Source organism: Kitasatospora sp. NPDC049258 (assembly GCF_040678895.1).
In the GTDB taxonomy this organism is placed as follows: Bacteria; Actinomycetota; Actinomycetes; order Streptomycetales; family Streptomycetaceae; genus Kitasatospora.
Genome location: NZ_JBFAQT010000016.1, coordinates 106,377 through 127,578 on the forward strand (window position 1 = coordinate 106,377; position 21,202 = coordinate 127,578).

17 protein-coding genes are annotated in these 21,202 nt (G+C 69.4%); 8 read left to right on the plus strand and 9 right to left on the minus strand.

The features are described from left to right. Window positions 1-75: 75 nt before the first annotated feature. Both AB0K43_RS16515 and AB0K43_RS16520 read right to left on the minus strand, forming a co-directional pair. Complete coding sequence (locus AB0K43_RS16515; protein WP_363640176.1) at window positions 76-1,128, minus strand: family 2 encapsulin nanocompartment cargo protein polyprenyl transferase; 1,053 nt, start codon at window positions 1,126-1,128, stop codon at window positions 76-78. Window positions 1,129-1,422: 294 nt separating this feature from the next. Further along, window positions 1,423-2,850: a family 2B encapsulin nanocompartment shell protein gene (locus AB0K43_RS16520; RefSeq protein WP_363640178.1), complete on the minus strand. Its 1,428-nt coding sequence runs from the start codon at window positions 2,848-2,850 to the stop codon at window positions 1,423-1,425. A gap of 568 nt (window positions 2,851-3,418) precedes the next feature. Between AB0K43_RS16520 and AB0K43_RS16525 the strand changes: the two genes are divergently transcribed. After that, complete coding sequence (locus AB0K43_RS16525) at window positions 3,419-4,510, plus strand: ATP-grasp domain-containing protein (protein ID WP_363640180.1); 1,092 nt, start codon at window positions 3,419-3,421, stop codon at window positions 4,508-4,510. Between the two features lie 43 nt (window positions 4,511-4,553). Here the strand turns inward: AB0K43_RS16525 and AB0K43_RS16530 are convergent, their stop codons facing one another. The 3 genes from AB0K43_RS16530 to AB0K43_RS16540 form a co-directional block, all read right to left on the minus strand. Continuing rightward, the gene (locus tag AB0K43_RS16530; protein ID WP_363640182.1) at window positions 4,554-5,108 is read right to left on the minus strand and encodes a methylated-DNA--[protein]-cysteine S-methyltransferase; all 555 of its coding nucleotides are present in this window, start codon (window positions 5,106-5,108) and stop codon (window positions 4,554-4,556) included. A 288-nt stretch (window positions 5,109-5,396) separates the two neighbouring features. After that, a complete protein-coding gene (locus tag AB0K43_RS16535) occupies window positions 5,397-5,630 on the minus strand; it encodes a hypothetical protein (RefSeq protein ID WP_363640184.1) in 234 nt (77 codons plus the stop codon). A 191-nt stretch (window positions 5,631-5,821) separates the two neighbouring features. Further along, the gene (locus AB0K43_RS16540) at window positions 5,822-6,226 is read right to left on the minus strand and encodes a DUF5997 family protein (RefSeq protein ID WP_363640186.1); all 405 of its coding nucleotides are present in this window, start codon (window positions 6,224-6,226) and stop codon (window positions 5,822-5,824) included. A gap of 58 nt (window positions 6,227-6,284) precedes the next feature. Between AB0K43_RS16540 and AB0K43_RS16545 the strand changes: the two genes are divergently transcribed. The 3 genes from AB0K43_RS16545 (at window position 6,285) to AB0K43_RS16555 (ending at window position 8,293) form a co-directional block, all read left to right on the plus strand. Beyond that, window positions 6,285-7,088, plus strand: coding sequence for a LysR substrate-binding domain-containing protein (locus AB0K43_RS16545; RefSeq protein ID WP_363640188.1), 804 nt, complete (start codon window positions 6,285-6,287; stop codon window positions 7,086-7,088). A gap of 199 nt (window positions 7,089-7,287) precedes the next feature. Beyond that, window positions 7,288-7,626, plus strand: coding sequence for a hypothetical protein (locus AB0K43_RS16550; RefSeq protein ID WP_363640190.1), 339 nt, complete (start codon window positions 7,288-7,290; stop codon window positions 7,624-7,626). 1 nt (window position 7,627) lies between these two features. Continuing rightward, on the plus strand, window positions 7,628-8,293 hold the full coding sequence (locus AB0K43_RS16555) for a hypothetical protein (protein WP_363640192.1): 666 nt from the start codon (window positions 7,628-7,630) through the stop codon (window positions 8,291-8,293). 78 nt (window positions 8,294-8,371) lie between these two features. On the opposite strand, the gene AB0K43_RS16560 is transcribed toward AB0K43_RS16555, so the two are convergent. Continuing rightward, a complete protein-coding gene (locus tag AB0K43_RS16560; RefSeq protein WP_363640194.1) occupies window positions 8,372-8,863 on the minus strand; it encodes an Lrp/AsnC family transcriptional regulator in 492 nt (163 codons plus the stop codon). A gap of 187 nt (window positions 8,864-9,050) precedes the next feature. Between AB0K43_RS16560 and AB0K43_RS16565 the strand changes: the two genes are divergently transcribed. Both AB0K43_RS16565 and AB0K43_RS16570 read left to right on the plus strand, forming a co-directional pair. Further along, window positions 9,051-10,778 carry a histidine decarboxylase gene (locus tag AB0K43_RS16565; RefSeq protein WP_363640196.1) on the plus strand — a complete coding sequence of 576 codons (1,728 nt, stop codon included), beginning with the start codon at window positions 9,051-9,053 and terminating at the stop codon, window positions 10,776-10,778. 218 nt (window positions 10,779-10,996) lie between these two features. Beyond that, window positions 10,997-12,265, plus strand: a complete 1,269-nt coding sequence (locus tag AB0K43_RS16570) for an ALF repeat-containing protein (protein ID WP_363640198.1) — start codon at window positions 10,997-10,999, stop codon at window positions 12,263-12,265. Between the two features lie 222 nt (window positions 12,266-12,487). Here AB0K43_RS16570 and AB0K43_RS16575 read toward each other — a convergent pair whose 3' ends face one another. After that, window positions 12,488-15,337, minus strand: coding sequence for a sel1 repeat family protein (locus tag AB0K43_RS16575; protein ID WP_363640200.1), 2,850 nt, complete (start codon window positions 15,335-15,337; stop codon window positions 12,488-12,490). A gap of 23 nt (window positions 15,338-15,360) precedes the next feature. On the opposite strand from AB0K43_RS16575, the gene AB0K43_RS16580 reads away from it, so the two are divergent. Then, the gene (locus AB0K43_RS16580) at window positions 15,361-15,636 is read left to right on the plus strand and encodes a hypothetical protein (protein ID WP_363640202.1); all 276 of its coding nucleotides are present in this window, start codon (window positions 15,361-15,363) and stop codon (window positions 15,634-15,636) included. A 747-nt stretch (window positions 15,637-16,383) separates the two neighbouring features. After that, window positions 16,384-18,846: a hypothetical protein gene (locus AB0K43_RS16585; RefSeq protein ID WP_363640204.1), complete on the plus strand. Its 2,463-nt coding sequence runs from the start codon at window positions 16,384-16,386 to the stop codon at window positions 18,844-18,846. Window positions 18,847-18,887: 41 nt separating this feature from the next. On the opposite strand, the gene AB0K43_RS16590 is transcribed toward AB0K43_RS16585, so the two are convergent. Further along, window positions 18,888-19,706 carry a class I SAM-dependent methyltransferase gene (locus AB0K43_RS16590; protein ID WP_363640206.1) on the minus strand — a complete coding sequence of 273 codons (819 nt, stop codon included), beginning with the start codon at window positions 19,704-19,706 and terminating at the stop codon, window positions 18,888-18,890. Beyond that, on the minus strand, window positions 19,703-21,016 hold the full coding sequence (locus AB0K43_RS16595; RefSeq protein ID WP_363640208.1) for a helix-turn-helix transcriptional regulator: 1,314 nt from the start codon (window positions 21,014-21,016) through the stop codon (window positions 19,703-19,705). The genes AB0K43_RS16590 and AB0K43_RS16595 overlap by 4 nt, the downstream gene beginning before the upstream one ends. Between the last annotated feature and the right edge of the window lie 186 nt (window positions 21,017-21,202).

Consider the following 21,202-nt stretch of genomic DNA (forward strand, 5'->3'; position numbering starts at 1 on the left):
GCGCCGACGCGAGGGCGGCCGGGGCCGGGCGGGAGACCGGCCTGCCCCGACCGCTCGGGTGCCTGCCCGCCGCCCTCAGTGCGACCGGCGGGTGACCAGCTCCGCGAGCGCGAGGAGCTCGTCGGCGGCGGACGGCGCCGACACCGCCGCCGCCAGGTGGCTGATCGCGGCGGCCATCCGCTCGCACGACTCGCCCTGCGCCCAACTGCGCCCACCGGCCCGCTCCACCGCCTGGGCGGCCCGCTCCAGCTCCCGCGCGCTCAGCGGCCGCTCCAGGGCGTAGAGCTCGGCCAGCTCGGCGCCGGCCTCCGTGCCGGAGCCCAGGGCGAACACCACCGGCAGGGACTTCTTCCGGGCCGCGAGGTCCGCGCCGACCGGCTTGCCGGTGACCGCCGGATCGCCCCAGATCCCGATCAGGTCGTCGATCAGCTGGAAGGCCAGCCCGATCTCCCGGCCGAAGGCGTCCATCGCGTCGACCGCGGGCTGCTCGGCGCCCGCGTAGAGCGCGCCGAGCGCGCAGGCGCAGCCCAGCAGCGCGCCGGTCTTCGCCTCGGCCATGGTCAGGCACTCGGCCAGCGAAACGTCACTGCGCTGCTCGAAGGCGCAGTCGGCCTGCTGGCCGGCGCACAGCTCCACCACGCAGTCGGCCAGCCGGCGGACCGCACCCGGCGCGGCCGGGTGTCCGTCCTCGGCGAGGATCCGCAGCGCCAGCGAGTGCATGGCGTCGCCGGCCAGGATCGCCTCGGTGGTGCCGAAGACCCGCCAGGCCGTCGGCCGGTGCCGCCGGGTCTGGTCGCGGTCGATCACGTCGTCGTGCAGCAGGGTGAAGTTGTGCACCAGCTCCACCGCGGCCGCGGCCCGGACCGCCCGGGCGGGCGGTCCGCCGACGGCCTGGGTGGCGGCCAGCACCAGGGCCGGCCGGATGGCCTTGCCGGAGCCGGCCGCGCCGGCCGGGGTGCCGTCCGGCTCCCACCAGCCGAAGTGGTAGCCCGCGACCCGGCGCATCGAGGCCGGCAGCGTGTCGACGGCGGCCCGTAGCGCCGGGTCGACGACGGTCTTGGTGCGCGCCAGCACCTCCGTGGCCTCGTTGCCCTCCCGATGGTCACGCTCCAGCGCGAAGATACTCATCTGGTCCCTCCCCACTCTCGGTCGGCCGCACGGCGCCCGGGCACAGCGCCGGGAGCCCACCGCGCAGCCGTCGGGCCGACCCGGATGCGGGCCGGCACAGCTCCGGACGGGACCCTCTCCCGCCGGCAAATCCCCTTGCCGCTCCCGTTTGCCGCGCTTCGCCTGCGCCGCTCGGCCGGCCCTGCGGTGGGCCGGCCCGGCCCGGCAGCCGCCCTGCTGGTCGGCCCGGTGGCCGCGCAGCTGACCGCCGGGAGCCGGTGCGCTGGACGGAGCGCACCGACCCCCGGCTCCGGGTCAGCGACCCGGGCGGGTGATGTCGACGTTCTCCAGCACCCCGACGGCGTCGGGCACCAGGACGGCCACCGAGTGGTAGGCGCTGATCAGGTAGGAGATGACCGCCTTGTCGTCGATGCCGGTGAAGCGGACCGAGAGACCGGGCTCGTACTCGTCGGCGATGCCGGCCGGTCGCAGGCCGATCACGCCCTGCTTGTCCTCGCCGGTGCGCAGCGCCAGGATCGAGCTGGTGCCCTCCCGGCTGATCGGGATCTTGTTGCAGGAGAAGATCGGCACACCTCGCCAGGCCGGCACCGGCCGCCCCTCGACCTCCACCGAGCCCGGGTAGAGGCCGCGCCGGTTGGACTCCCGCCCGATCGCGGCGATGGCGGTGGGGTGGGCCAGGAAGAACCTGGTGCCGCGGCGGCGGCTCAGCAGCTCGTCCATGTCGTCCGGGGTGGGCGGGCCGGAGTGGGGTTGGATCCGCTGGTCGTAGTCCGCGTTGTGCAGCAGGCCGAACTCGCGGTGGTTGATCAGCTCGTGCTCCTGGCGCTCGCGCAGCGCCTCGATGGTGAGCTTCAGCTGCTGCTCGGTCTGGTTCATCGGCTGGTTGTAGAGGTCGGCGACCCGGGTGTGCACCCGGAGCACGGTCTGCGCGATGCTCAGCTCGTACTCGCGCGGCTCGAGCTCGTAGTCCACGAAGGCGCCGAGCAGCTCGAACTCGCCGGTGTGGCCGGCCGACATGGCGATCTCGGCCTCGCCGCGCTTGTTCTGCGGGCGGTGCGCGTCGGCCAGCCGGGCGAGGATCTGGTCGCGCAGCGCCTCGGAGCGGTCCGCCAGCTCCTGGAACGCGGGCCAGGGGAGCGCCAGCAGCGTGCCGGCCGTGGAGCTGCGGGCGGTGTACTCCCAGAGCGCGTCGGACCGGACCAGGGCCTCCAGGCCCAGGTGGTCGCCGTCGGCCAGCACGCCCAGGACGGTGGGCTCGCCGTAGCTGCCGACACCGAGCCTGCTCACCCTGCCGTGCGCGATCAGCAGCACCTCGTCGACCGGCTGCCCGCGCTCGACCAGGACCTCGCCGGCGGCGAACTCCCGCTGGACGAACCGGCCGGCCAGCTCGGCCAGCACCTCCTCGTCCGGGAAGCCGCCGAACACCGGGAGCTCCCGCAGGGTCGGCGGCACCACCCGCACCTCGGCGCCGGTCTGCACGAAGCTCACCCGGCCGCCGCCCACCTTGTAGCTGAGCCGCCGGTTGACCCGGTAGGTGCCACCGGTGACCTGCGTCCACGGCAGCATCCGGAGCAGCCAGCGCGGGCTGATGCCCTGCATCTGCGGCTGGGACTTGGTGGTGGTGGACAGATTCCGCGCGCCGGCGGTGCCGAGGCTGGACTGCTGCCGACCGGGCGACTGACCGCCTTGCGCGGGAATGCCGAAATCGGTCTCGGTCGACATCGAAGGAGCCCCTCCCCATGAACCCTTTTGAAGCACCCGACGCAAAGGGGTATCCCGTTGCACCACTCATGCTGAGGCCATTTGAGTGAGGTCCGCAATCACTCATACGAGTGATCAATAGGTGCGGATAAATAGGACGACAAGCACATTCGGCCGATTGTCATTCGATCATTCGCTCGAATCCATCCATGGCCCGCCCGCCCCGGCCTCGCCATGGCCCCGTCAGCCCGCCCGGGCGACCGTCCCGCCCCCCGGGCGCGACCGGTCCGGCGGGCTCCCGAAGTTCACGCTCCCGCAACCTTCGACCGACCAGGGAACATTCCCGTAACAAATCCCCAATCAGCGCCACTACCAGGGAAGTTGACGACTCGTGCGGTCGCCTCCCGGGCGCCCGACCGGCGGCCCTCCCGGGATGCCCGCCGGTGGCCCGGAACAACCCCCGACCCCCCGTTCACCAGGGGCCCCGCGACCGCTAAGGTGCGACCTCAAGGGCGCGGCAGAGGCGATGACCGGCCGGCGGCCCGACTGCGCCCTCCCCACTGCTGTGCCCTTGTCCAGGGAGACCCCCGTGAGCGCCCCCGTACGCGTCTGGCTGAACCGCACCTACTCCGAGAACGTCTTCTTCATCGATCAGTTGCGCGCCGCCCCGCGCCCGATCGAGATCCATGCCACGCATACGGACCCGGACTCCCCGGTGCTCGCCGCGGCCGACTTCGGCTCGCTCGAACCGGACCGCCTCAGCCCCGAGGCCTATGTGGAATTCGCACTGGAATTCTGCGCCCGCCGGAGGATCGACGTCTTCGTCCCCAGGCTCGGCCAGCTCGCCCTCGCGGTCCGCCGCCATGAGTTCGAGGCCATCGGCACCGCCCTGGTCTGCCCGTCGGCCGCCGCCATCGCGGTGTTCGAGAGCAAGACCGACGGCTACGCGGCGATGGACACCCTCGGCCTGCCGACCCCGCTCTGGCGCCACGTCCGCACCGCCGACGAACTGCTGGCCGCCGTCGAGGACATCGAGGCGGACGGCGGGCGCCCGTGCCTCAAGCCCGCCACCGGCGCGGGCGGTGAGGGCTTCCGGATACTCACCCGTGAGCCCTTCGGCCTGCGCAAGCTGACCGGCTTCCCCGACGCCACCGTCCAACTCGACCAGGTGGTGGCCGCGCTGGCCGCCGTGGGGTCGGCCGACCTGCTGGTGATGCCCTACCTGGACGGCCCCGAGGTCTCGGTGGACTGCCTCGCCGCGCCGGACGGCCGGCTGCTGACCGCCGTCGGCCGGGCCAAGCAGGGCCGCCGCCGCCACTTCACCACCGACCCGGCCTACCTGGAGCCGACCCGCCGGCTGATCGAGGAGTTCGGCGTCTCGTACCTGTCCAACGTGCAGTTCCGCCACCACCGCGGCCGGCCCGTGGTGCTGGACGTCAACACCCGGCCGTCCGGCGGGCTGCACCAGCTCCGGCTGTGCGGGCTCAACCTGCCCTGGGCAGCGGTCCAGCTCGCGCTCGGCGAGGCCCCCGCCCAGCTGCCCGAGGTGGGCCTGCTCGGCGCGGACTACACCCTGGTCTCCGGCGTCCAGCCGGTCCTGCCGCGCCAGAGCCTGCTGCCCCGGCAGGCCCCCGCACCCGCTCTGGAGCAGGCCGGCGCAGCGGTGCTCGGTCTGGTCTGAGCCCCGGCCGGCCCTGAACTCGGGTGACCGGGCCGGCCGGGGATCAGTCCCCGGCCGGCCCGTCCCAGTCCAGCGTCGGCGGCAGCACTCCCTCCAGGGTGAGCAGCCAGCGCTTGGTCTCCATCCCGTTCGGGCCGCCGCCGAAGCCGCCGATCCCGTCCGCCGCCACCACCCGGTGGCACGGCACCAGCAGCGCCAGCGGGTTGGCGCACATCATCTGGCCGACCGTCCTGGCCGCCAGCCCGGGCTCCGTCACGTCCTCGAACACCCCGCTGCGGGCGGCGAGTTCGCCGTAGGTGATGGTCCGGCCGTAGCCCACGTCGGCCAACAGCCGCTGGAGCACCGTGCGGTGCGGCCCGGAGGCGAACCGCCAGTCGATCGGCAGCCCGAACTCCTTTCGCCGGCCCGCGAAGTAGTCGGCCAGCCGGCCCCGGACGGCCTCGACCTTCCGCTCGTCCGTGCAGCGCGGCACCCCGACCGGCAGGCCGGCCAGCGACTCCCCCGCGTACGAGGCCGCGGCCACCCCCAGCGGGGTCACCGCCAGTTGCATCGCTCCGGTCGGCAGCGGTGTCCCGACGGGCACCCAGGAGATCTCCATACCCGCAAGCTACTCCGCGGGGCCGTCGGTGACCGCCGCCCGCAGGCCCGCGATGTCGAACACCACGGTGGAGTCGACCACCAGCCCGTCGCGCAGCAGCATCCGGTCCACCCCCTCCCCCTCGGCCGGGCGGCCGGCCACCAGGGCCGAGGCGCGCCGGGCGATGAACGAGGTGTCCCCGTTGCCGGCGTGCGCGGCCGGACATGCCGCCGGCCAGGGCGCCGGATCCGGCCGCCACCCTGGCCCGGCTCACCGCCGAGACCGACGCCCTGCTGGACGCCTTCGCGCTCAGAGATGCGTCTTCAGGTACTCCGACAGGTCCCGGCACCACTGCGTGAACTCGCCGCGGTCCTGGGGCCGGCCCGGGCAGAGCGCCGTCACCTGCGCATCGGTGAGCCGGTCGGCACCGGACTCCGCCAGCATCGACGACATCCCGCGCAGCACCGTGGCCAGCCGCTCGGCATCCGCATGGCTGAGCGCCACCAGCGCCTCGGCGTGACCGATCGTGACAGAACCAGGCATCGCGACCTCCTCCGACGAACCCCCGCCCCCACCGTACGACCGCCCCCGCCTGGGCGCGCCCCGACCGTCCCAGCACCCGCCGCGCCCCCGTGGCCGTACGCCCGCACCGTGTGCCCCCTACGACGCCGGAAGGCCGGCCCCCGGGGAACGTTCCCCGGGGGCCGGCCTCCGTGGTGGAGCCGCGGGTGCGGTCAGGACCGCGGGCGGCGGGGCTGGTCGACCCGCTCCGCCTTCTTCTCCTTGATCCGCACGGTCTCCTTGCGGACCTCGGCCTGGGTGGCGCGCTCGCGCTGGAGCCACTCGGGGGCTTCCTCCTTCAGCGCGTCGATCTGCTCGGTGGTGAGCGCCTCGGTGACTCCGCCGCGCGCGAGGCCGGCGATCGAGACGCCCAGCTTGTTCGCGACGACGGGGCGCGGGTGCGGGCCGTTGCTGCGCAGCTCCTGGAGCCACTGCGGCGGGTCGGTCTGCAACGCGCTCAGCTCCGCACGCGAGACGACACCCTCCTGGAACTCGGCGGGGGTGGCCTCGAGGTACACGCCCAGCTTCTTCGCCGCGGTCGCGGGCTTCATCGTCTGGGGGCTCTTGTGCGACGTCATGAGGTCAAGGGTAACGAGCGCGTGCGCCGCCTCCGACCACGCCGGGTAACCTGGCGGGGTGACTGGCCCGGATGCAACCCCTTCGTTCCGACTCGCCTACGTCCCCGGGGTGACGCCCACCAAGTGGGTGCGGATCTGGAACGAGCGGCTGCCCGACGTCCCGCTGACCCTCGTCGCGGTGTCCGCCGCCGAAGCGTGCGGTCTGCTGCGCGGCGGCGGGGCCGACGCCGGCTTCGTCCGGCTGCCGGTCGACGGCGCGGACCTCAGCGCGATCCCGCTGTACACCGAGACGACGGTGGTGGTGGTCCCGAAGGACCACGTGGTGGCGGCGGTCGACGAGGTCACCGCCGAGGACCTCGCCGAGGAGCTGGTGCTGCACCCGCTGGACGACACCCTCGACTGGGAGCGCCCGCCGGGCCGGCCCGCCAAGGAGCGCCCGGCGACCACGGCGGACGCAATCGAGCTGGTGGCGGCCGGCATCGGCCTGCTGGTGGTCCCCCAGTCGCTCGCCCGCCTGCACCACCGCAAGGACCTCACCTACCGGCCGCTCGCCGGCGCCCCCGAGTCGCGGGTGGCGCTGTCCTGGCCGCAGGAGAAGACCACCGACCTGGTGGAGCACTTCATCGGCATCGTCCGCGGCCGGACCGTCAACAGCTCCCGGACCACCGCCCCGGACCCCGCCGCGCCGCAGGCGAAGGCCCAGGGCAAGGCACCGGCCAAGGCGAAGGCCCAGGCCAAGCGCCCCGACACCGCCGGCACCGGGCGCAAGAGCGCCGCCGGCAAGCCCGGCGCCAGGAATCCCCGGAGCGGCTCCGGCGCCGCCAAGCCCGCCAAGCGCGGCAAGCCCCGGCGCCGTTCGTAGCCGTACCCGTGCCGGACTACCCCCTGCCGGGCCGCGCTCCGAGCTACTCTTGACACCTGAGCGACAGTCAGATGGTGCGGGATGGATCTCGCCGGAGCGGGCAAGGGGTTGGGCGGAGGGTGCTGTGCCTCATTGGCAAAGCTTCGTATGTGGAGCTCTAGGCGGTGGGCTGATCTCCCTCCTGGCTTTCTACCGGGTCTTGCGCAGCAAGAACCAGTGGCCGTGGGCGGTCAAGAACGGACCCACGCCCGCCATGTACGTGACGGGCGAGGTGGTTCGCATCATCATCGGCGGGGTGGTCGCCTGGGGGTTGGCCGAGGCCGGTCCGCTCGGCGCCCTCGGTGCGCTGATGGCGGGGGCCGGCGCTCCGGCGATCCTCGACACCTGGCAGCGGACGGGCCCGCAGGCCACCGCTCCCGCCCGGTCGCGGCAAGCTCCCCGGCAGGCCACCAGGGCCTCGCGGGGAGGCGGGCCGGCGGCGCAGCCGTCGGCTCTCGAAGGTGTGTCGGCCTCCACAGCGTCCGAAGGCGGTGCCTGAGATGACTACCAAGTTCTCCGACGTCCTGACCAGGGGCGGGGTCGACGGCGAGGCGGACCCGGAGCGGAGCTGGTCCACGCCGCGCGCTTCGCTGGCCGGCCGGTTCCTCGACTCCCTCACCCACAGCGGCCCGGGGTACTGCCCGGCGTCGGCGGAGGAGCTGGCCGACCACGCCGCGGCGGGCCGGCAGGCGAAGGCCGAGCTCGTGGAGTTCCTCCGCACCTCGGTCGGGCAGGTCATCGCCATCAGGGAGTCGATGGCGGCGATGGAGTCGGCCGGCGGCGGCCAGCGCGACCTCCGGAGGGCCGACGCCGAGCGCACCCTGCGCGAGTTCCTGGAGTTCTTCGACGACCGGTGGCCGTCGACGCTCCGGGCCGTGCGCGAGACCCTCGGCCCGCTCGACTTCCGCGGCCGCCACCTGATCTCCCGGCTGGCCCGGGCGCAGCGCAAGGCGGTGGACCAGATCGCCGGGCTGGCCGACGAGCTCGCGCAGCAGGGGCGCAGGCCCGGTACCGATGCGTTCTCCGCGGCCCGGGCCGCCGGTCGGAGCACCGTGGGCCAAGGCGCGGCCAGTGCCGCGGACCGGGTGAACCGCTCGCTCACCCATCTCCTGCACTCCGCCGCGCGCTCGGCCCAGGGGCGGCCCGACGGGCGGCGGGCGGCCTGACGGCCCGCTGCGGGCCGGTGGGCCACTGAGCTCACCGGCTCGGGAAGCCCCCTGCTCACCGGCCCGGGACGCTCCTGCTCACGGCTCCGGGACGAGGTGCCGGCGGCCGGCGATCTGCTCGAAGATCAGGTTGGTCCGGGTCTGGGCCACCGCCGGGTGGGTGGTGAGGTGCTCCACCACGAAGTCGCGCAGGGCGTCGGGGTGCGCCAGGGCGACGTGGAGCAGGTAGTCGTCGGAGCCGGCCATGTGGAACACCGCCACCACGCCCGGCATGTCGGGGGCCGTGGCACGGAAGCTCTCGTTCTGCTCGCGGGTGTGCGCCCGGAGCCGGACCGAGATCATCGCCTGCAGCGGCAGGCCGATCGCGCCCGGGGCGATCTCCGCCCGGAAGCCGCGGATCACCCCGCGCTCGCGCAGCGCGCGGACCCGGGCCAGGCAGGTCGACGGGGCGATGCCCACCGCGTCCGCGAGCGCGTTGTTGGGCGTGCGGGCGTTGTCGGCGAGGATGCGCAGGATCGCGCGGTCCACGTCGTCCAGGGGCGCCCGCCGGGGCGGGGGAAAGTTCGGCACGAGGCCCAGGGTCGCCCCCCGCACCGACGATTCGCAAGGTCTTGCCCGCCGATTCGAAATCTTCTTCGGACTGCTTCCCCCTCCGGCGTCACAGGTTCCATCCTGGCCGTTGATCGGATCGGCCTCCGCCACCCCACCGGGCTCGCCCGGCGGGTCGTCCGACCCAGCGACCCGGGAGTGCTGTGCCATGAGCCGAACCGACACCCTGACCGTGCCCGCCGGCCATGACGAACCCGTACGGCTGCGCGTCCACCTCCCGCCGCCGGCCGCGAACGCCCTCCACCGGTCGCCGGACCCGACCGAGGAGCCGGACGCCGCCGACTTCGCGCTCCCGGCCGACGGGCTGGGCAACGAGCGCCGGCTGCGCGCCCTCGACCGGCTCGACGGCTACCTGACCAGGAAGCGCCGTCACCTGCTCGGCTACCAGGCCACCCAGGAGATGGGCGGCTGCGCGATCGACCTCGGCCGGTTCATGCAGCACAACATCAACAACCTCGGCGACCCGTTCCAGAGCGGCGGGTACAAGCCGAACACCAAGGTCGTCGAGCGCGCGGTGCTCGACTACTACGCCGCGCTCTGGCACGCCGACCGGCCGTACGACGCGCACGACCCCGAGTCGTACTGGGGCTACGTGCTGTCCATGGGCTCGACCGAGGGCAACATGTACGCGCTCTGGAACGCCAGGGACTACCTGAGCGGCAAGGCGCTGATCCAGGCGCCGGCGGGCCCGGGCGGCGCTGTGCGGTACGTCCAGGTGCCGGGCGAGCCGAGCAACCCCAACGCCCACCGCCCGGTGGCCTTCTACTCCGAGGACACCCACTACTCGTTCGCCAAGGCGGTCCGGGTGCTGGGCGTGGAGACCTTCCACGCCGTGGGCACGGAGCGCTACCCCGGCGAGTGCCCGCTGGGCGGGCCCGGGGCGGAGCAGGGCGAATGGCCCGTCGAGGTGCCCTCCCGCAGCGGGCCCTCGGGCCACTCCTGGGACGGCACCGGCGAGATCGACGTCGACGCGCTCGCGGTGCTGGTGGAGTTCTTCGCCGCCAAGGGGCACCCGATCTTCATCAGCCTCAACCTCGGCAGCACCTTCAAGGGCGCCCACGACGACGTCCGGCTGGTCTGCGAGCGCCTGCTGCCGGTCTTCGAGCGGCACGGGCTGATCCAACGGGAGGTGGCGTACGGCAAGGACCGGGCCACCGGCGAGCCGCTGGTCGACCTGCGCCGGGGGTTCTGGATCCACGTGGACGGCGCCCTCGGCGCCGGGTACGCACCCTTCCTGCGGATGGCCGCCGCCGACCCGGAGGCCTTCGGCTGGAGCCCCGGGGCGGACCTGCCGGAGTTCGACTTCGGCATCAGGCTGCCCACCCGGGAGTTCGGCGACCTCGACATGGTCTCCTCGATCGCCATGAGCGGCCACAAGTGGCCCGGTGCGCCGTGGCCGTGCGGCATCTACATGACCAAGGTCAAGTACCAGATCTCACCGCCGTCCCAGCCGGAGTACATCGGCGCGCCCGACACCACCTTCGCCGGGTCGCGCAACGGCTTCTCCCCGCTGGTGCTCTGGGACCACCTCTCCCGCCACTCCTACCAGGACCAGGTGGACCGGATCCGCCGGGCGCAGGACCTGGCCGCCTACCTGGAGGACGGCCTGCGCCTGCTGGAGCAGGAGCGGAACATCGACCTGTGGCCGGCCCGCACCCCCGGCGCCATCACGGTGCGGTTCCGCAAGCCCAGCCCCGAGCTGGTGGCCAAGTGGTCGCTGTCCTCGCAGGACGTGCTGCCCGACCCCGGCGACGAGTCCACCCGGCGCGGCTACGTGCACGTCTTCCTGATGTCCTCGGTCGACCGCACCAAGCTGGACGCCCTGCTGGATGACCTCGCCCACGACCCGGTCATCCTGGCCCCGGCGCTCGGCTAGCCCCCGGCTCCGGCCCCGTTCTCGTCGCGGTCCCCGTTCGCGTCGCGGTCCCCGTCGAGCAGCGCACCGAGGGCCCGCTCCATAGCGGTCTCGCGGCCGCGGTCGCGCAGGACGTGTCGGAAACGTGTTCGCCCGGGGGGAGATCGTCGCTGTACGATCACTCGGCCGACCGCTGCACAGTCGCGGTGGGGCTCATTCGCATGCAGATTCCCGGGGGAATGTTGAAGATCCGTCGTTCGCTTGCCGCTGCCCTCTTCCTTGCCACGGCAGCCGCCCCCGTCGCCATGGGCGCCACCCCGGCGTTCGCCGACACCGTCCCGGCGGGGCACGAGCAGACCGACCCGGCCGAGACGAAGGCCGACGCGGAGAACCGGGCAGCGATCGAGAAGCTGCTCGTCTACCCGAACGACTACCTGCTCACCGCCCCGAGCGACTACCTCCGCGAGCACGCGGCGGCGGCCCTCGCCGGCACCCCGGCGGACCGCGCGCACTTCCTCGCGGTGGAGGTGGACAGGATCCGCCGGGACGACGCGCGGATCGCGATCCTGCGGATCATGAACGCCGGTGGTCCGGCGGTGAAGAGCGCCGGCAACGCCGCGGTCGGATCGGACGACATCGAGGTGCTCCGCGCCTTCCTGAAGGTCGGCCAGTTCACGGCCCGCGCCGAGGACGAGAACCGCGCCGAGGTCCAGCGCATCCTCGACGACCCGAGCAGCGGCCCGGTTGTACGCGAGGGCGCGCAGCGGGCACTCGCGGGTACGGCCGCGGACGTCGAGACCTTCCTCAAGGTCGGTCGGGCCGCGGCCGCGGCGACCGACGACCGGATCCACGTCACCCAGATCATGTCGGTCGGTGGCCCGGCAGTGCGGAAGGCCGCCGGCGCCGCGCTCAGCGGCACCATCGAGGACGTCCGCGAGTTCCTGAGGGTCGGCCAGTACGTGGCCCGCGCCGAGGACGAGAACCGCGCCGAGGTCCAGCGCATCATCGACGACCCGAACACCGGCCGGCACGTCCGGGAGGCGGCCCAGAAGGCGCTCGCCGGCACCGCCGCAGACGTCGAGCACTTCCTCAAGACCGAGCTGGAGCCCCTGCGGGAGTCCGACGACCGGATCCGCGTCTCCCAGATCATCGAGGCCGGAGGCCCCGAGGTCCGCAAGGCCGGCAACGCCGCGCTCAACGGCACCATCGAGGACGTCCGCGCCTTCCTGAAGGAGGGCCAGTACACGGCCCGTGCCAAGGACGAGGCCGCCGCGAAGGCCGCCGGCGAGGCCGGACAGGGCAATTCCGGCACCACCGGATCGGGCACCACCGTGGTCCGCGCCTCCGACACCACCGGCACCTCGACCACCGACGACCAGGCCACCAGCGGCTCGCTCGCCTCCACCGGCCCGACCACCCCGCTCGGACAGCTCGCCGCCACCGGCGCCGCAGCCGTCCTGCTGGGCGCCGGCACCCTCGTCGCCGCCCGCCGCCGCCCGCAGGCCTGACCCACCGTCCACTCCGCCGGCCGGCCGCCCAGGGCGCCGGCCGGCGGAGTACTTCCATCGGACCACTGCCGGCCGCGCGAACCTCACCAACGTCGAGGTTGCCGCACGACCTGCACTCCACACCGAACTGCTTCAGCGCACGATCCGAAACGACAACCCTGGAGCCGGAGCGACCTCCTCGAGCCCGACTGGACGGCTCGCTCCGGCCTCGGTGACGTTGCCTCAGTCACCGACCCGACCCGTCATCCACTCCGGGTCGGACAGCGATCCGTCTGCCTCGAGTCCAGATGCCAGAAGTCTCATGGCGCGGTCTCGCTCCCCGGCTCGCTCCCACAGCTTTGCGAGGCCCTCGATGGCTCGGCTGTCTCCAGCGTCGGCTCCTTGCCGGTAGAGCAGTTCCGCTCCTTTTCCATCTCCGGCCTCTTCTCGGAGCCTCGCGAGCTCTCTCAGGGAAAACGGGTCCCCCGCATCGGCAGCCTGGCGATACATCCGCTGGGCGCTCTCCAGATCACCTTCGTCCTCCCATGCCCGCGCAAGCGTGACGAGTGCTTCCCTGTTCCCGGCATCAGCAGCTTGCCTGGCCAGCTGCTCCGCGCCCGTCTTGTTCCCGGTCCGGGACCATGCTCGTACGAGACTGGTCAGCGCCTTGGTATCCCCAGCATCTGCAGCCTCCTTCGCCAGGTGCTCCGCTGCCTCCCAGGACTCGCCTCCGAGCCATACGAAGTCGATCAGGTCGGAGACCTGGCCGGCATTGGAGATGCGCACAGCCAGCGCCTCCGCTTCCTGCTCGTTGCCGAGCCGCCGAAGCATCCTTGCCAGGCCAACGAGCGCATACCTGTCTCCGCTGTCAGCAGCATGTCTGGCCAGCTGCTCCGCTCTCTCCTTCTGCCCAAACCGTTCCAGCAGTTGTGCGAGCTCCAGCAAGGGATATGAGAACCCGACGTCAGCGGCACGGACAGCAAAGCGCTCAGCCTCTTCAAGGTCACCGGCCTCCACTCGAAATCGCGCGACTTCGGCCAGCGCCAGGGGATGCTGTCCATCTGCGGCCTGCCGGTAGAGCCGCTCGGCGTCGTCTCGGTGCCCACCTCGGTCCCAGATTCCCGCCAGGTCCACCAGCAGGGAGAGATTTCCCAGCTCAGCAGCCTGCTGAGCCAGACGTTCAGCCTCCTCGGGATCCGCCAAGCGTTCCCACATGAGCTCGAGGATGGGGGCTCCCATGCCGCTGAAAGCGGCCTTCATTGCCAGCTGCTCTGCTTCGTCCTGGTCACCTGCCCTCTCTCGCAACATCGCGAGATCCGCCAATGCCACGATGTTTCCGGTGCCAACGGCGTGACGGTGCAATCGCTCTGCTCCCTCCGAATCCCCGAGTTCTTGCCTCAACCACCCGAGTTCCATTCGGGCGGAGGAGCGACCGAGATCGATGGCCTTCCGGTAGAGGCCGTCAGCCGTGCGATACCGGCCACGTGCTCGCGCAGCCCCGCCGAGAGACTGCAGTTCCGCAGCAGTGACCGCATGGCGTTGCGAGGCGCTCCAGAACGAGGCTGGCGGGCAGCTGTAGTAGCGGGCAGTGCGCGCGTGACGGTCGAGATAGTCCGCGAGACAGAACATGTCCGGTAGCGCACCCATCGCCTCCGGGTCCGGAGCATTGTCGAGAGCCGCGACCACTCCCTTGACCTTGAACCTGGCGTAGTCCAGTGCATCTGCGAACCAGCCGGGGCGCGCCTCTCTGCGCTGGTCCTGTGTGAGGTAGCCGATGGCAGCCGTTTCAAGGAAGCGGGCAGAGACCAGGGAGCCACCACCGAGGCGGCGGGCATCCATGGCAGCCGTGATGATCGCTTTGCCGAAACACGCCGGGGCTGTTCCTGCTTGCTCGTAGTGGTCAACCAGTTCGGGACCAGCCGCCAAAGTCTGGGCGACGGCTCCGCTTCGGCTCGCCTTCTCGGCTGCGGCCAGCGAAGCGTCGGTCTTGGAACGAGCGCTCAAGTCATTCATGGCCTGGGTGGAAAACGCGTCCGGAACGTGAACGGGCAAGTGAGAACCGAGCAGAGCGCGCACGTTGGGACGGTGCTCCTGGCCCGGTGAGGGTGTGGCGGTCAGCTGGCGGTAGTGGACGGGCCAGAGCGTCATGACGATGGCAACAGGTCCGGGGCGTTCCAACTGGGTGCGCAATGCTGCAGCAGCGGCCTCTCCAGCAGTGCCGGTCAAGTAGTTCTGAGCCTCGTTGAGCCAGAGCACCGTCCCCGACGTGAGCACATCGGCCGCCAGGATCGCGAGCAGGCTCTCAGGCGTCTTGGGGAAGACGAGATCCCAGGCCGGAAAGCACGCTCTGACAGCTTCGAAAGCCGTGCGGGTCTTCCCGGTGCACGACTCGCCTCTCACAACCACCAGTGCCGTCTCCGCCCCCGAAGCCACCACGGCGAGCCGTTGCCGAAGCACCCGATCGTGTTCGCGCTCGACGTAGGCCGGCAGGACGAAGTTGCCGGCGATCCGGTCCGACAGCAGGCCGGGAATGGCGGGATGAACGCCGAGCTGCTTCGGGGTCCACTCCTTCAGTGGACGCGGCCTGTCAACCAGAGCCTCGTACCTGGCCTTTGACTCCCGTTCCTCCAAGCCCGCAACCGCTGCCGCCCGGCCGACACTCTCGCGGACAACGTCCGCCCGCTCTCGGGCGACCGCGTCATAGAGCTTCTTCCAGACTTCCTGGTCCAGCACTCCTGAATCACGGGCGGCTCGACTCAGGTCTGCATCGTCGGCGGCCGCTCGCAAGATGTTGATCAGTCGGATGAAGCGATCCCGCTGTTGGGGAAAGGACTTCCCGTCCAGCCAATTGGACACCGTGGTCGGTGCCACCTGCAGTTCCCTGGCCAACCATCTCAGTGGCCGACGCTCAGCGAGAGAGGTCTTGTAGTAGTCGCTCAATCGGCGAGCTGCCTCGATGAAGTCCCGTTCAACGCCGGTGCGCTCCGCTGCCACCACATCGCCCCCGAACCTGGTGTCCAACCACGCGTCTGGACACACCCGGCAGCGTACGGGCCCCACCAGCGTGATCGTCGACAGATCGAGCAACTCCACCCCGAAGGCTGTTGGACACCCCCGTGGACAGGGAGCTTGGGCTCAGCAAGCCGGCGCCGTCGGCACTGTTGACCACAAGGGAGCTGTTCATGTCAGCCGCCTGCACCACCGCCAAGGCGCTCCTCCTCGCTGCCTCCACCTTCGATCCGCTGACAAGCCTCTGCCTGCTCGTGTTCGTCCTGATCTATCTCGGAGTGATCCTGCCGACGGTCTGGTCTCGGCACCCCGATCGGCGCAGTGCGGCACGACGCACTCTCGAGACCCTGGTGGGCGCTCTTCGGAAGGCCGGGCGGCGGTGATCCGCCGGGGCGAGAACTCGTCGTCCCCACAGGTCGGCCGGGATATCTCCGGAGAAGTAGTCCACCTCTCCCTGCGCAATCAAACTGTGCAAGGAGCTCGGTCGATCACCGTGTCCGGCGCGGCCGAGCCACCCGCTCATGCAAACGGCCCCGGACGAGTCGTCCGAGGCCAGCGCTGGAGCCCCCTGTCGGGTTCGAACCGACGACCCCCGCTTTACAAGACGAACCCGGATCATGACGGCGTGTGACGCCTGATGCCGCGTGGCGCTGAACCTGCAGGTCGGCCGCCACGCAGCCGATTACTTGATCCACATCCAGTTAGGTCCTGCCACCTCGTCCGCTCACGCATCGCTCACGCACACGGGAGCCTCCCTGCGTTGTTCTCCCATATCAGCGACGGCGATGAGAGAGAGCCTCCATCAGCAACCGTAGAACTGAACGAGCGGCAGCCCGTCGATACGCGTGACGGGACCAAACCGCTGGTAGTGCGACACCGACAACCACAACCAGCGCAAGGCCCGCCGCCGCTGCCAAGACAACCGGCACATCCGCCGCCTGCACAACTCCAGTCAGAAGCTTCACCCTAGTCTCCGAACTCCTCGTCCCTGCTCGCTGACGACTGGAAGTAGTCCAGACTGGGAAGTGTCCGTCGATCGCTCAAGACGGTCGGCCGGGGAAACCCGCAGGTGAGAAGCGTGTCCGGAGTATCCGGAGTCGGACAGTGGGCAGCATGGACGGGACGGTCAGGTGGAACGGTTGGATAAGGCTGGCAACGCCCGGACCAGGCTGGCTGCCGCACTGCGGACGCTGCACCAGTCCGCCGGGGGCCCATCTCTTCACGCCGTCGTGCGACGAGCGGCGGAACACGACAAGCACTCGCCATTGAACACGTCATCAATCAGCGAGTGGATTAATTGCAAATCCATACCAGGGAGAAAGCGCGAGCTAGCCGTCCTAGTCAGAACATTGCTACTCTGGGGGAATTCGTCATTCGACTCTCAGAAAAACGCCGGGCTGACAATCGGGGAGATAGCAAGAATTGAGCGACTGCGACTGGCCGCGCAGGCCGAAAAGCGATCGCCGACGGCCGCCAAGGAAGATGCAACGCACCATTGGGTGGGCCGTCCGCTGGCAGCCTGGAGCGATCCGATAGCTCTTGAGGTTCACCGCCCGATCAATGTGGCCGGATCCTCAAATGATCTACCTGAATACCTAGAACGCGCACATGACCAGATAACCGCGAACGCCCTCGCCGAAGACTTGCCGCGCTTGATAGTGATTGTCGGTGGATCCTCAACCGGCAAGACTCGCGCCGCCTACGAGGCCATCCGAAAGCTTCCTCAAGATTGGCATCTCCACCATCCCATATCACCCAATAAGCCAGAGGCCCTGATTAACTGCCTCCAGCCTGGGAAGCTGAAGCCTAGAACCATAATCTGGCTCAACGAGCTTCAAGAATACCTATTCCCCGCAAGCGGAGAAAAAGCCGCTGCCGCATTGAGAGAATTCCTCTCCGGCAACGATGAAGTAGTAGCGATAGGGACGCTTTGGCCCGATTACTGGCAAGACCTCACCCAGGCACGCGGCCCCGAGGAGGACGATCATAGCCAGGCCCGAGGGCTCCTAAAGCATGCAGCCCAAAGAATTGACATAACCCCAGACTTCTCGGCCAGTGAACTCGAGGAGCTGGGGAATCGCGACCCTAGAGTCCGAATGGCTCTCAAATCGGCAAGAGATCGGGTAACTCAATACATCGCAGCCGGCCCAGCCCTTGTGGAGTTCTTCATGGACTCCCAGCAAATCGCCCCAGGGGCCTGGGCCATGCTATCTGCTGCGATGGATTGGTGCGTCGTAGGAAATTCAAACGAGACCACCGAAGGATTTCTTCGCATCGCCTCCGAGGGCTACCTGGATGACGATCAATGGGGAACACTTGAAGACGAATGGTTCTGCGCCTCGCTAGATCACGCGATGACACAACTCCGTGGAGCAATCAGGCCACTTACCCGAATTCGCTCCCGGGATGACGACAGCCCGGGTATACGATATCGGCTGGCCGATTATCTTCTTCAAGATGCCCGACAGAACCGGTCTGCGATCCCCGTGCCTGCAAGCTTTTGGCGTGGCGTGCTCGCGGCAGGAGATGGGTTTTACATTCCCACATATGCCCATGCTGCCGAAGACAGGGGGATGCATGAAACAGCAGCACAGCTCTGGGCTCCTATGGCCATGGACGGTGACCCTGTGGCCCTTGCTTCCCTTCTTCGCAACCCACGCGCGGATCAAATTGCAGTACAAAGCATGACTGCCAGTGCTATCGACAGCCTTGATCAATGGGATTCAAGTAGCCTCGGATGGCTACTCCAAGAACTGAGGGACTTTCCTGAGTGGAGCGGGATCGCCACAGAAAGGGTCAGCAGGAGAATTGCGACCCTGCCTGTCGCTTCGCCAATTGACATGGGCTCCATCCTGGAGTCGCTCGAGCGCCACGGCCACCTCGAATCGGTAGCCGAATATTCACTTAAGATAGAACAGAATATCTCAAGCATTGACTTGACCGAGCCATCAGAGCCGCTCTTCCTTGTCGAAATCCTCCGGGAATCGGCCACCGATCAGGCCCAGAGAACTGCCTTGGTCGTCGCGCGCCATGTCTGCGAGACCGAAATTAGCGTTGGGAATTTTGCCCTTCTGCTTGCACTTATGCACGATACAGATATCTTCAGCGAGGGGGTACGGCGACTGGAGGGAATGCTCGATAAGGTCGATGCGACAAATCTCATGCAGACGCACCCACTGGCCTTTAACATGAGGTCACTAGGACTAACGGATGCAAGCCGGGCACTGCTGAGGCGCGTGTCGGAGACGATTGGTAATCTGTCGATCGATCAGTCGTATGCACCACTTGAGATGATAGCCCTCCTCCAGGAAGAGGGTTTCCATGACGGAGCTTTCTGCCTAGCGGTCCGCGTGTCCAAGGAATATGATCCTGGCTTGACTGGGGCAGCAGCTCACACGCTCAGAAAATTGAATGCCTGCGCCCCCAGAAGCGTCGTTGAGGAGTATGCGCAACGCATGGCCCACTCTGGCCCAATAATCCCAGTCGAAGACGCAGCCGAGGTGGCCGATTTCTTTGGCGAGCTCGAAATGAGTGAACTCCGGAGAATCTATTTTGCGCGCGTCAATGATTTTCTGCTACGGGAGGGATCCTAATCTCTTAGAAGTGGACCCGCGCACGGTGGCGGGTGGCTCTCCTAATAACGGCATACTAGAATTCCGCCCATGCATGTGATCTTGAACGAGCCTTCGGTCGCGATAGTGGTGGCAGCGATCTCGGCTGCCCGGCTGACGGTCTCATGGAACGGAACACCGCATTGGTCGGCCCACGCCTCATAGGAGGCAAGGTGGGCGACGATCGGCGCCGCGTCGGTGATCTCGATGGTGCCAGGCAGTTCCCGCACCCGGATGTCCTTGAACGCTGTTCCGAGGTACCCGGGAGCCTTCTCCAGGGAGAAACGGGAGCTGAGGGAGACCCGTGCCGGCCCCTTGGGGATCCCGAGGACGTCTCCTGCGGCCCTGGCCCAAAGCTTGTCCAGCTCCTGCTTGTCGGTGTCGCTGTTGGTCGAGGCGATGAGCACGCCGCCAGGCCGAAGGACACGGGCCAGCTCCTTGATCGTGGCCTCAATGTCGCTGACGTGGTACAGCATGTGCAGGGCCAGCACGGCATGGGCGCTGTCGTCGGCGAACGGCAGGGCCTGGGCGTCGGCCACCAGGACCGGCTTCTCGACATCGGCAAGAATGCCCGCCGAGATGTCCATCCCGACGACCTGAAGGTCCGGCCGGTCATTGTGCAGGCGGCTGACGAACTTGCCGTTGCCGCAGCCGACGTCGAGGACGGTCCCGCTGCTGCCGGCCAGCTCTTCGAGGACGATCCCGGGCAGGTCGTACTGCGGCTGCTGCCACCGGTAGATCGACTGGCGGGCGGCTAGGTGGCGTCCGTCAGCGTAGGCGCTGTTCGCGAGGATGGACTTGTCGGCGACAGCGGCGTCCTGCTGTGCGGCGTTGCTCGTCACTGTGGCAGCTCCGGAGGATTCGTGAGTGCGGGTCGAGAGCAGGCTTCTCTGACATTCTCACGGAGACTCAGGACGATCGGGGAGCCTGCGTACGCGGGCTCGGCGAGACGAGTGCTCAGCGCCCGAAGGCGACTGGAGATACTCGCTGTTCGCCGGTCCGGCGCGGCGTCCAGCACCACCGAGAGCTTCTCCTTCACGCCGTCGAGGTCGCCGTGGGCGAGGTGGGCGTTGGCAAGGTCAAGGCGGGCGGCCAGCAGGTCGCCGGTGGACCGTTCCTGCCGCGGTGCGGACTCGTACAGGCCGATGGCCCTGGAGGAGGCCTCGATAGCGCGGTTCACGTGACGCTGGCTGCCCAGGGCAAGGAGGGCGGTGCCGGCGTAGGTCCACTGCTTGGCCTCGGGAAACGTGAATACGCCAGGAAGATCCACGGCGGCTACTGTGCTCCGCGCCGCCTCTGCAGCTTCCACGGCTCGTAGCGCGCTCGCACTGTCGCCGAGCGCGGCGGTGGCCCGCGCTTCGAGGCTGAGTAGGCGGGCGGCGATCGTCCCGCGGTCCGCGTACGGCAGTCCGGCCCTGGCCAGCTCGGCGGCCTGGTGGTGGTCCTGCTGCCAGTAGGCGATCAGGGACTGGACGGATCGGATCCAGGCCCGGAGGCCGTTGTGGCCGGCTGACTCCGCGCAGCGCCAGGCCGTTCGCGAATGCGTAGCCGCAGCTGTGTACTGGCCGAGGTCGAGGGCGACGTGAGTGGCCAGGCCACAGAGGCGTCCGGCCTGCAGGTAGAGATGGCTTGTCTGGTGGGGGTGTTGGCGGCCTCGGAGTAAGTCGAACACCCCTCGTCGAAGGGTTCCGATGTCGTGGAAGAGCTCGTACACCGGCTTGCTCACGTAGTCCCCTGCCAGCCTCGCAATGTCGGCGTCGATCTGTTCGAGCAGCGTGTCGTCCACGTTGGACGCGCTCGCGAAGCGGAGGAAGAGCGCGGACTCTGTCGAGTCGGCTGCCACGGCCACTACGAGATCGTTGTCGTGGTCCGTGCGCCGGGCAGGCACAGGAGGCGAGTCGTCGCCGACGCTGCTGGGCGATGGGACTGCTTCGGCGGCTGCAGAGGGCACTGCCAACAAGTCTGCCAACTGGTCGACCGAGAGTTCCAAGGCGCGGGCGAGCTTCGGCCGCATCCAGGGCTGCGGGGCACCCCTGCCGCTCTCCCATCGCCCCACGGTCGTACGGTCCACATCGAGGACTTCAGCCAGGGATTCCTGGGTGTGGCCAACCGCCTCCCGGCGCTGGATCAGCCGGGACCTCCTGGATGCCATTCCGCGTCCTCCAGAGGTACGTCAGTTCGTCTGCAGTCGTAACAGGCCAGGTCATGCCCGGGTTTGCAGCACAGATGCCTCGTTGCCGCCTCAATTCTGCTCTGGTTCACCCGCGTTGGAGGCGGTTCTGTAGATACCTGCCGGGTGAATCCCGGCGCGAATCGGCCCGCTGCCGACCTCGTCCCG